We start from the raw sequence: 10537 nt of genomic DNA on the forward strand, positions 1-10537 counted from the left end.
CCTGCACGCCTACCTGCGCTGGCGCAACGCCAACACCCGCCACCGCGACGTCCTGGCCGCCGAACGCCGTGAACGCGCCCGCATCCGCAGCGAGAAAGGCATCCGATGGGGCGGGCGCCCCCTCGCCACCGCGGCCTGACCCCACCCGGCGAACCTATGCGGTCACAGCACTAGCCGGGAGGCCCCGTGACTTGCCGAATGGCGGTAGCGCAGGCGGTCCTGATGCCGGACGGGTCTCAACGCCGCGCGTGGCGGATCTTCAACCGCCCGAACCCCATGGCCCCGGAGATCCGGATCCTCGGCCCGCCGGGGCGGGAGCGGCGCCGGGGCTTGTAGAGCGTGTCCTTCCACCCGGTGTGCAGATCGTCGAGGTCGACGATCGCGTCGCGAGGCACCGTGATCTTGGCCCTGCCGGTGCCGAGTTGCAACTCAATGTCAACTACCGGATGCTCGATGACCGCCCGGGACAGGTCCAGGTACACCCTTCCGTATGCGGACGCAACCTGGAGGTTCCGAGGTACCCGCCATGCGCCGCGGCGCTTGATCCGTCCGCCGGCGGCGGCAATCGTGGACGTTGTGCCCGCATTCTCCTCCGGGAGCGAGGTCAGAACCGACACAAGCTCGCTGTGCGTCTTGGCGGTGAGCACCTGGTGGAGGCGTTCGTCCATCTCCTCGTGCGAGATGTGCCCTTCGGCGTACGCCTCCTGCACGCGCTGCACGGCCGTGTCCCGGTCGTCTTCGCTCAACAGTGGCGGTGGGTCTTCCGGCAGAGAAGTCACCGTTTCACCCTAGTGCCGTGCCGGCGATGCGAACGCGCCAAGGTCCGTAGCGGGCAAGGCATCCGATGGGGAGGCCGGCCGCTCGTCATCATGGCCTTGAATGGCTCAACGCGGCGAACCTGCGCGGTCAAAGCACTAGCGTCGGGTCCCATGATCGTATGGCTCAACGGTACCCATGGCGCAGGCAAGACGACGACCAGTCCACTTGTGCAGCAACTGATCCCGGATTCACGGGTGTTCGACGCCGAGAAGGTCGGCGAGACACTCATGGACATCACGCCGGGGCTGCCCGAGACGGACAACTTCCAGCACTGGCCGCCGTGGCGGCCGCTCGTCGTCGAGACCGCTCGCCGCGTACTCGACTACACCGGCGGCACTCTGGTGATGCCCATGACTGTCCTGGTCGAGCAGTACTGGCGCGAGATCAGCACGGGCCTCGCCCAACATGCCATCCCAGTAAGGCACTTCGTCCTCCACGCTGACCAAGACACCCTCCGCGGGCGCATCGAGGGGGACACTGTTATGGGCCCCTCCCCGTTCCGCCTCAAATACCTCGAGCCCTACGCCGAGGCGGCCCGCACGTGGCTACACGGCGAGGCCGAGGTCGTCGACACCACGCACCTCACGCCCGCCCAGGCCGCCCTGCAGATCGCAGAGGCCGTCAAGAGTTGAGGTCCGCCCGCCATGCGAAAACAGGCGCAGGTGGCAGGCACCGCGTACGCGCCGCCGCCCCTTGAGTCGCGGGGGATGCTTGTCAGTTGCTCGTCGTGCTGAGCCGGTGCAGCAGCTTCGGCAGGGCGGTTCCGATCGGCTCCCGTACCACCTCGTCGGCGCGTTCGTCGTACGGGGTCGGCTCGGCGTTGACGATGATCAGCCGGGCCCCGTGGTCGGCGGCGACCCCCGCGAGGCCGGCGGCGGGCTGTACCTGGAGGCTGGTCCCGACGGCGATGAAGACCTGGCACGCCTTGGTGATCGCGACGGCCTCGCCCAGCACCACCGGGTCGAGCCGCTCCCCGAACATCACCGTCGCCGACTTCAGGACCCCGCCGCACTCCAGGCACGGCGGGTCGTCCTCACCGGCCTCGACCCGGGCAAGCGCGTCTTCCATGGGGGCTCGAGCATGGCACTTCGTGCAGACGACACTACGGGCGGTGCCGTGCAGCTCCAGCACCTTGCGGGCGGGCATCCCGGCCAGCTGGTGCAGCCCGTCCACGTTCTGCGTGATCACCCGCACCGGTACCCCGGCCCGCTCCAGCTCCGCCACCGCCCGGTGCGCGGCGTTCGGCTCGGCCCGCAGCGTCCGGTTCTTCCGCCGCATCTGCCACGAGCGGCGGCGGATCTCCGGGTCGCCCATGTAGTACTCGTACGTCACGAGCTTCTCGGCCTCGGGATCCCGCCGCCACAGCCCGTTCGGCCCGCGATAATCAGGGATTCCGGAATCGGTGGAGATACCTGCGCCACTGAGGATGGCGACGAGGGGCCTGTTCATGAGCCGAGCGTAGGACGCCCGCCCGCTCGGGGCTAACGGATAATGAGGAGCGCCCATCCCCGAGCCGGCCAGCTGCGTCCGGCGACCGCACTATCGTCGTACGTCTGTACAAATCGGGCCGCCCCGGTGAGAAGCTACTGCCTCTGACGGTCATGAATGCGGAGCTTCGAGTCGTCGGCAGTGCGGTGCCCGAGGCGATCAGCAGCGTGCACGGGTGGTCTTGTCGTCCTTGCCGCACGCGGTGACCTGCCGAGCAGTCGACTCAACTTGCCTGTGGCAAGTTGATATCCAGGACGGCGATTGCTGGATAAAGTCGTTTTGTCATGACTGGTTGCGGGGGGCAACCAGAGTTCGGTCGGCGCTGCCGACGTCCTGGGGAGGGCCTGAGCGCATGAGTCGTCGCTCTGCTGGTTTTGTCAGTACTTGGGCTGAAATGCAGCGTCAGTATCAGCGCCAGGTCGAGGCTGAGGAGAGGCGACGGCGAGAGGAGGCTCGACAAGCGCGGGCCTATCAGCGACTTGCCGCTCAGGGGCACCGGGAGTACCGACAGGCGGAGGCCAGGCGGCGCACGGAAGAGCTGGACGCACAGGTTGCGACCTTGCAGGGGCTTCTGACCGCCGGTTGCCAGGCGCCGGCCTTCAGAGCGTCGTCCGTGATGCGCGTGGAAGAGATCCCGCCGTTCGATCCGGGGCCGCTCGCGTGGCCTGTACGCATGCCGGACCAAAGCCACTACCAGCCGCAGGGAGGCTGGACCGCTAACCGGCGTGCACAGGCGCAGGCCGAGGCACGGTCCCGCTTCGAGCGCGACTGGCACGCGGCACAGGCTGCCGAAGCACAGCGCCAGCAGCAGTTGACGGCATTGCAGCGGGACCACGAGCAGAGGGCAGAGGCTACGCGGGCCGAGGTGCGTCGGCACAACGCCGGAATTGTCGAGGCGACCGAGGGGGTCAGACGGGGCGATCCTGACTCCGTTGTCGAGTATTTCTCCGCTGCCCTCTACTCATCGACGGCGTGGCCGGAGGGGTTTCCCCGCCAGGTCGCGGCGGCCTACGACTCAGCGGGGCGGCAACTGGTGCTGGACTGGGAGCTGCCCGGGTACGGCGTAGTCCCGGAAGCGAAGTCGGTGAGGTATGTACCCGCCCAGGACCAGGACAAGGAGACGGCACGTCCTGTGAGCCAGCGCCGTGCGCTGTACCGAGAGGTGCTGGCGCAGAGCATGCTGCTGGTCTTGCATCAGCTTTTCACGGCGGACGAGTACGGCATCGTCGACTCGGGGGCTTTGAACGGCTTCGTGGACACCCACGATCCGGCGACAGGTAGGCAAGCGCACATCTTCCTGGCGACCGTCATGGCTCAGCGAGCGGTCTTCACGGACCTGCATCTGGAACAGGTGGACGCGACCAGCTGCCTGACGGAGGCATTGAGGGGCCAGCTCGCGACCCGGCCTGACCAACTCACTTCTGTACGGCCGAGCCGGCAGCCCCAGGACGTCGGGAACCGCGTCGTCACTCACGGCGGTGATGAGGAGCCGGACCTGTACGACATGGACCCGATCGCCTTCGAGTCCCTCGTTGCCGACCTGTTCCGCGCCATGGGGATGCAGGCTGTGACGACACAGCGCTCGAATGACGGTGGCGTGGATGTCGACGCGCTGGACCCGACTCCCATCCGAGGCGGCAAGATCGTCGTCCAGGTAAAGCGCTACCGCAACACGGTGCCGCCCGCGGCGGTGCGCGACCTGTTCGGCACGGTCCAGGACCGCGGAGCCAACAAGGGCGTTCTGGTGACCACGTCCGGCTTCGGCCCTGGCTCGCACACCTTCGCTCGTGGCAAGCCGCTGGAGCTGATCTCGGGCAGCGAGCTCGTGGACCTGCTGCACCGACACGGGCTCCGTGGTCGCCTGGCCGAGGGCGGACGGACGGCCCGGGCGCAGCCGGCACCGTCCGGTCCTGCGACTCCGCCTGAGGACTACAACGTGTTGGGCATGACGTGGTCCGGCAACGTCGCACTGGACGTCTGCGCGCTCGTCTGCCATGGCAACCGAGTTCTCAGCGAAGACCACTTCGTCTTCTTCAACAACGCGCAGACCCCGGACGGCTCGGTACGCGCCGTGCCGGCTGCGGCGCCGGACAAGGCGGCGATTCGTGTCTCCTTCGAGGCGCTGCCGGAAGGTGCTGATCGGTTCGTGCTGGTGGCGGCTGTTGACCCAGAGGTGAACCCGGAGGCCGACCTGTCCGGTTTCACCGATGCCTGCATCCGGCTGCTGGACCCGGCGATGACCGAACTCGGTCGGCTTGAGGTCTCCGACGGCCGTTCCCGTGAGACCGCGTTGGTGCTCGGCTCCTTCCGGCGCAGGCCGAGTGGCGACTGGGACTTTGTGCTTGGCGGGAAGGGCTACACGGGTGGTCTGGAGCAGCTGGTCCAGGATTACGGCATCGAAGTGGAGTAACGCCCCTGGGCTCATCCGTAGTGCCGGGCATGCCATGCAGATGGCACACCTGGCTGGCCTGGGGCACTTGGGCACGGTGACCGAGTTGCAAGGCTCTCTACTGATTCAAGGGCGGCTCGCTCCGCTCACCGCGCGCGGCCCGGCACGCCGGCCGGGCCTGCGTTCCTGTCTCCGCCCCGCTCCAGCCCGGCAGGAGGCAGGTCCACAGACTGCCCGACGCGCCGGAAGTTTACGGGGCCATGATCACTCGCGCCAAAGCAGCTCCGGCCCAAAGCCGCTCCGCCGACCGCGTGGGCACCTGGCACACCGCCGCCACCAAGGGCTGAAAGCGGGGCTGCGAACGTTGCCTCTCCGTCCGCTTCTGAGCTCACCACCACTCGCCTAACAAAGGCACACCGTCGCGTCAAGCCACGTGTTTTTGGGGCATGACGGACATCTTCGCGGTCGTGTCTGCTGACCTTGGGGCCGCATCAAAGGACGAAGGCCTCAGTCAAGCCATTGAGATCGAGGTGGAATCCATGAGTGCCCACAATCATGCACCGGCGGAGGGAATGCCCCATGGCGGCGGCCAAGCACCCCCACCGAACTCACGCGTGATCGCCGCACCGGCCGGAACGCCCTATCACCGGTTGGCGCGGACCGAACGGTACCGCTGGTGGCGTCCGCTGGGGGCCACGCTGGCCGCCGTGGCCGGCTGGTGGTTGTTCTTGTTCCCCTTGATGGCCGGGCTGGGTGTGGCGGCCTCGCTGGCCGGAGCCGAGCAGGGCACGGGCGACCTACTGTTCGCCGATCCCCTGTGGGACAACGCCGCTTCGCTGCTCATACTCGCGCTCCTGCTCCCGCTGGCGCTGCTTGCCGCGCGCCTGGTGCAACGCCGACCGGCCGGCACCCTGTCCTCGGTGACCGGACGGCTGCGCCGGCGTTGGCTGCTGGTCTGCCTGGGGGTGGCCGTGGCCGCGACACTGCTCCTGTTCGGCCTGCTAACCGTCTTCACCGCTGTGTCCGGGTCCGGAGCCTCCGAGTCGACGCCCGCTGCCTGGGTGGGCTGGCCGACATTCCTGGCCGCCGCCGCGATGCTCGTCCTGCTGGTGCCACTCCAGGCCGCCGCCGAGGAGTACGTCTTCCGCGGCTGGATCCCCCAGATCTTCGGCTGCTACCTGCGCACCCCTTGGGTCGGCATCACCGCGGGAGGTCTGCTGTTCGCCCTGTCCCACGGGCTGGGCACGCCGTGGGGCTTCGTCGGCCTGGTCCTGTTCAGCCTGGTCCTGGGCGTGCTGGTGATCCGTACCGGTGGCCTGGAGGCGGCCATCGCCCTCCACGTGGTCAACAACCTCTTCTTCCTCCTCCTCTCCGCCACCGTCGTGGACGGGCTCAGCGATACCACCACCAACGCTGGGGACGCCCCCTGGGCGCTGCTGGCGGCCGAGGCAATCGTGCTGCCGCTGTACGCGTGGGTGGTCCTGCGCCTGAGCCACCGGTTCCGCATCGCACGCACCGCCCCTGAACCCACTCGCCGCCTGGCGGAGGCTGCGGCCGCCACAGCTTGAAAGATCTACCCCTCACCGGAGAACGGAGTAGGCATGGACCACGAAGTGACGGACGTCACAGCGTCCGAGGAGCAGAAGTTGTCCAAGGGTGTGGCGATCGTCGCCACGATCGCGGCAACGGTGTGCGGGGCGGCAATTGTGCTGGCGGTGTTCTCCTGGCTGGGCTGGGTCCCCTATCCGTGGTTGGGGTGGCTCGTCACCAAGGGGGCGTGGAAGCTTGCGGTGATCGGGTCGGTCGGTTTCGTGGGTCTGCCCGCCTTGCTGCGGCAGGGCCGTACGAAGAAGAAAGGGGACGCCGGCTGAGGACGATGATCCGGCGCACGCTTCATAGTCGGCGTCGCACTCTGTGGTCACGCCTCCGAGTCAGCGCTGCACTGCGGACGTAGCGGGACGAGGTGACCCACACCGCTGTCACCATGACCGCCTCAGGCGCCTCCCGGGTGAAAGCCGAAGCCGGCGCCGCATCGTCATCGGTGTCTTCTCTGCTCTTCCCTACGCCCCATCGACCCCAGCATCTTCAGCAGCACGTCGGTGTTCTCGATCGCGTGGCCCAGTATCCCGTGAGCCGCCCTCAGCTGATCAGACTGGACCGCCAAAATCGTCCAAACCTTGAGTGTGTGTCAAAGGCCAACTCGACAGTTATCCATCGGAGATGGGCGGCGACCGTTGCGGCTCTGCTGGAGAGGTCATCGGACGCCAGCCCTTCGGAGTCTTCATCCGTGTCGACGGCGTTCGGGACGTCGTAGAGCTGGCCGAGATCACGGCGATGCCACATGAGGTGGACCTGCCGGTACTCCGAGCCCGCATCATCTGCGAGGTCATCGGGCACGCCGAGCACAACCACCAGGTGAGGGTGCGGTTGCAGGAGTGGGAGGCGCCTGCCGAGTGACCGAGCGCGGGCCGTCCCTGGGCCGTGCGAGGTCAGCCGACGCCGACCAACAACGACAGAAGCCCACGGCATCCGACCTGGTCAGAGCCGTGGGCTTCTTCTGTCTCGCTGGTCAGCCGACAGGCTGATCAGTAGACCGACAATAACCTCTGGGCACTGCCCGGCGGCGGGGTCGACGTCGGCGAGTCAGCGCCCCATGCCGCCGTACGGGAGACGAAGGAAGAGACCGGCTTCGACGTCGAAGTGACGGGCCTGGTGGGCATCTACACCAACCCGGCTCACGTCATGGCGTACGACGATGGTGAGGTCCGCCAACAGTTCTCGATCTGCTTCCGGGCGCGTATTGTCGGCGGCGAGCTGCGGACGAGCAGCGAGAGCAAGGAAGTGGCGTTCGTGCACCCCGGTCGACTGGACAGCCTGAACATCCATCCGTCGATGCGCATGCGGATCGATCGTGGGCTGTCTGACCGGATTAAGCCCTACCTCGGCTGACGATCTCCGGCAAGGTCGCTCGGCAGGTGGCGACGGAGCAACCTGATCGCGGGACAGCGAGGAGATGCGTGCGGTGTTGGGGACCCCGAGTTCACCGTGGACGATGCGACGCTGGCGGTTCTGGAACGCTTCCGCCTCATCACCGACCTTCGCCTCAGCGATTGACCATTCGCCTATCGCTCGATGACCGATCTCTGTAGAGCTACGGATCAGAAGGTGCCCGTGCCCCATCCGTGCCCGATCGTACGGGAAGCCGCGGGGAATCACGGTGACGAGCGGGCACCTCACAGCACAACGGCCCTTGACCGCTTCACCTGGTCAGGGGCCGTTCATGTGCGCGGTGGGTGTGGGATTTGAACCCACGGTGGCTCACGCCACGACGGTTTTCAAGATTGCTCAAGCGGGTTGAGTCACCCGTTGAGACTCCACCCCTCACGTGATTTCGGTCCATGGGCCGGTGGTCTCGTCTTTTGGAATCCAGAGCAGTGGTTGACTCGTGCGGCAGCGCTCGTCCGCTCCCTCTTCCCAGGGGAACCGCCCGGCCTTGTCCGGCCAGAACAGCTGCGTGATGGGCAGTGGCGGGGTCTGGTAGAAGTCGATGCCTGCGCCGAAGAAGTCGTGGTACCAGCTGGGGTGCACGGGCCGGACCGCCACATCGTAGCCGTTGAGAACGTCGCCCCGGCGCTGGTCGGGCTCGAGTGGGTTGCCGTCCCGTATTGCTGCCCCAGCGGCGTTCGCCACGCGCATCGCGGTCTGCGAGGGAAGGCCGAACACGCTTACCTCGGGACTCCGCAGTGTGTGCCACAGGCCGATGGAGTAGCCCCAATCGCCGGGGGCATCACCGCCGGCCACGCCCATGACGTGCCAGCCGAAGTCCGCGACACTCTTGGCTATGCGGCTGTCGCGTTCCTCCCACACGGGGCCACCCCATTCCGTCGGGGCGCAGAGGAGGCAGAAGCAAGGGGAGTCGTCCATCCGAGGAGAGTAAGCCTGCTCGCACACGGGGCCGTCTCCGGGCCGTCCGAGGCCGATCAGCGGCAGCCAGCAGCGACCAATGACGACCATCCAGGAGGAGACGGGGAGCGCCCAGACCAGCGAAGACGCAGGTCGCCAAGATCCCTAGCAAGACCCAGGGCAAGAAGACGGCCGCTGAAAAGCCCTGGGCGTGTACGACGCCGGTGGACGAGGATGCAGCCGTGACCTTCATGATTGTTCGTGGCAGTGTCGAGGACGGGCCGTATCGCTGCCCTTGCTGCGGCTTCATCACCCTGGCCGAGCGTGGAGCGTTCGAGATCTGCGATGTCTGCTATTAGGAGGACGATGGCCAGGACGAGCACGACGCCGACGAGGTCCGCGGCGGCCCGAACCACGGCCTCAGCCTGCGGCAGGCACGCCAGAACTTCGAGGCGATCGGGGCGTGCAACGAGTACTGCGCTCAGTTCGTACGCGACCCTCTGCCCGAGGAACACCCGGACAGTGGGACGACGTACGGAACGGGCACCCTCGTGGTCGTGACATCCACCGCTGACATCAACGACGGTGAACAGCAACGGATCAGATCGAGCAAAGACGGCTCAGCCAGCGTGCTCGAAGGACGGCCGACCGCTCCTCCAAGGCCTCGCAGATCGAACTCCTGAAGTGTCGACCGCTTGCCTGTGCTAGGACAAAGCGCCAGCCCGGTCGCCGGCAGCTTGCACTATGACGGTGCCCGCTGCTTCCCAATACCGGTTGCAAGACCGATCACGAGGACGGCCAAGTCATCTCCGAAGACGGCAGGGTCTACAGATTCAGCCTCTTCTACGACCAAGCAGCAGAGCACGGCGCGCGCAGCGCCTACCTCCACGGCTGGACCGACATCACCGATTCTTGGCGGACCGGATCGCTGGCTACTCGAACAGCAGACGCCTTCGCTTGGATGTCCCGGACCGCCGAGTTGAGTTGACCGCCAAGACAAGGGCGGTGAACCGTTGAGCCCCGCTGAGTGTCTGACTGCGTGACAACGCCGACGCACACCGGCGAACAAGTGCGGACGCCTGCGGACCGTCAGCGCAGGTGAGAGGCACAGCAGCCCAAGGCAGAGCCCTCACCCAAGTTGCTTCGGGACGAAGAGGTCTCGTCGCCAAGGTGCGGTGGGAGGGGGCGGTGCGCTGGCGCGACTGGAATCCCGAAGCGAACCCGGGGACCTTTCAATTCCCGTCCCTTTGGCCGCCGTGCCCGTAAACGGAGACATCGAACCGGCCCATCACGCCAGAAAGCTAACACCCATGTGGACGGTCATGAAATTTGGCTCTGTCGGAGATCTTGTGACGACTGCGCGGTCATGGGCTGTGAAGGATGCGTTTGCGGAGAAGCGGGAGGTGCGCGCGGCCGAAGCCCATGCGCTTGAGGAGCTTGGCTCTCGTGACGTGACCTTCGACCTGGCCCGAGCTCCAGGGGGTGGCGAAGGCGGCGGTGACGGCGTCGAGGTCGCGGTGGAAGCCGTTGACCAGCGAGTGCAGGGCGGGCAGGTCGTCGGCTTTGACCCGGTCCATCCAGGCGGGGAGGGCCTCGGCGTTCTGGTCTCGCATCATCGCGGCGAAGTCGCGGACGTGCCGGACGGTGAGGTCCAGGTGCGGACAACCGGTGCGGATCTCCTTGAGCTCCGCAACGTCGGCCTCTGGGAGCCGGTCGGGGGCGGTCATGATCCAACGGACCACGCGTCGGGGCTTGGGAGGTGTCCTGACCGGGGGCGGGGATGCGGGTGGTGACTTCGGCAGCGGGCTGTGCGGCTTCTTGAACGGGCGGAAGTACCGGCGGACGCTCTGGACGTCGCCGGTGAATCCCTGTTCTTGGATCTCGCGGTGGAGACGCGGGACGTCGTGGCAGCCCTCGCGCCAGCGTTGATGGAGATAC

At 67.0% G+C, this 10537-nt stretch carries 10 protein-coding genes, 1 tRNA gene and 3 pseudogenes; 8 read left to right on the forward strand and 6 right to left on the reverse strand.

What is annotated here, in order from left to right:
* Positions 1-139 (forward strand): annotated as a pseudogene (locus tag ACTWQJ_RS37000) (IS630 family transposase); the annotation flags it as partial.
* Positions 140-236: 97 nt separating this feature from the next.
* On the opposite strand, the gene ACTWQJ_RS37005 reads toward ACTWQJ_RS37000, so the two are convergent.
* Positions 237-779 (reverse strand): DUF1707 SHOCT-like domain-containing protein, encoded by a 543-nt coding sequence (locus ACTWQJ_RS37005; protein WP_443310831.1) that lies wholly within the window; start codon positions 777-779, stop codon positions 237-239.
* A 150-nt stretch (positions 780-929) separates the two neighbouring features.
* Between ACTWQJ_RS37005 and ACTWQJ_RS37010 the strand changes: the two genes are divergently transcribed.
* On the forward strand, positions 930-1451 hold the full coding sequence (locus ACTWQJ_RS37010) for an ATP-binding protein (protein ID WP_443310832.1): 522 nt from the start codon (positions 930-932) through the stop codon (positions 1449-1451).
* Between the two features lie 82 nt (positions 1452-1533).
* Here the strand turns inward: ACTWQJ_RS37010 and ACTWQJ_RS37015 are convergent, their stop codons facing one another.
* The gene (locus ACTWQJ_RS37015; RefSeq protein ID WP_443310833.1) at positions 1534-2268 is read right to left on the reverse strand and encodes an SIR2 family NAD-dependent protein deacylase; all 735 of its coding nucleotides are present in this window, start codon (positions 2266-2268) and stop codon (positions 1534-1536) included.
* A gap of 391 nt (positions 2269-2659) precedes the next feature.
* Between ACTWQJ_RS37015 and ACTWQJ_RS37020 the strand changes: the two genes are divergently transcribed.
* The 3 genes from ACTWQJ_RS37020 (at position 2660) to ACTWQJ_RS37030 (ending at position 6567) form a co-directional block, all read left to right on the forward strand.
* A complete protein-coding gene (locus ACTWQJ_RS37020; RefSeq protein ID WP_443310834.1) occupies positions 2660-4717 on the forward strand; it encodes a restriction endonuclease in 2058 nt (685 codons plus the stop codon).
* A 518-nt stretch (positions 4718-5235) separates the two neighbouring features.
* Entirely contained in the window at positions 5236-6264 is a 1029-nt protein-coding gene (locus tag ACTWQJ_RS37025) for a lysostaphin resistance A-like protein (protein WP_443310835.1), read from the forward strand.
* A gap of 33 nt (positions 6265-6297) precedes the next feature.
* A complete protein-coding gene (locus ACTWQJ_RS37030; RefSeq protein ID WP_443310836.1) occupies positions 6298-6567 on the forward strand; it encodes a hypothetical protein in 270 nt (89 codons plus the stop codon).
* 164 nt (positions 6568-6731) lie between these two features.
* Here ACTWQJ_RS37030 and ACTWQJ_RS37035 read toward each other — a convergent pair whose 3' ends face one another.
* A complete protein-coding gene (locus ACTWQJ_RS37035; RefSeq protein ID WP_443310837.1) occupies positions 6732-6860 on the reverse strand; it encodes a DUF6245 family protein in 129 nt (42 codons plus the stop codon).
* Between the two features lie 56 nt (positions 6861-6916).
* Between ACTWQJ_RS37035 and ACTWQJ_RS37040 the strand changes: the two genes are divergently transcribed.
* Both ACTWQJ_RS37040 and ACTWQJ_RS37045 read left to right on the forward strand, forming a co-directional pair.
* Positions 6917-7153, forward strand: coding sequence for a hypothetical protein (locus ACTWQJ_RS37040; protein ID WP_443310838.1), 237 nt, complete (start codon positions 6917-6919; stop codon positions 7151-7153).
* Between the two features lie 135 nt (positions 7154-7288).
* Positions 7289-7645: pseudogene (locus tag ACTWQJ_RS37045) on the forward strand (NUDIX hydrolase); the annotation flags it as partial.
* Between the two features lie 338 nt (positions 7646-7983).
* On the opposite strand, the gene ACTWQJ_RS37050 reads toward ACTWQJ_RS37045, so the two are convergent.
* Both ACTWQJ_RS37050 and ACTWQJ_RS37055 read right to left on the reverse strand, forming a co-directional pair.
* Positions 7984-8075 (reverse strand) — tRNA-Ser (locus ACTWQJ_RS37050).
* Positions 8076-8077: 2 nt separating this feature from the next.
* On the reverse strand, positions 8078-8620 hold the full coding sequence (locus ACTWQJ_RS37055) for a DUF4262 domain-containing protein (protein WP_443310839.1): 543 nt from the start codon (positions 8618-8620) through the stop codon (positions 8078-8080).
* A 230-nt stretch (positions 8621-8850) separates the two neighbouring features.
* Here ACTWQJ_RS37055 and ACTWQJ_RS37060 point away from each other — a divergent pair.
* A pseudogene (locus tag ACTWQJ_RS37060) lies at positions 8851-9282 on the forward strand (CPCC family cysteine-rich protein).
* A gap of 681 nt (positions 9283-9963) precedes the next feature.
* Here the strand turns inward: ACTWQJ_RS37060 and ACTWQJ_RS37065 are convergent.
* A partial coding sequence (locus ACTWQJ_RS37065; RefSeq protein ID WP_443310840.1) for a transposase occupies positions 9964-10537 on the reverse strand: 574 nt, incomplete at its 5' end.

This window comes from Streptomyces sp. KR55, from assembly GCF_052245645.1.
In the GTDB taxonomy this organism is placed as follows: domain Bacteria; phylum Actinomycetota; class Actinomycetes; order Streptomycetales; family Streptomycetaceae; genus Streptomyces; species Streptomyces flavusporus.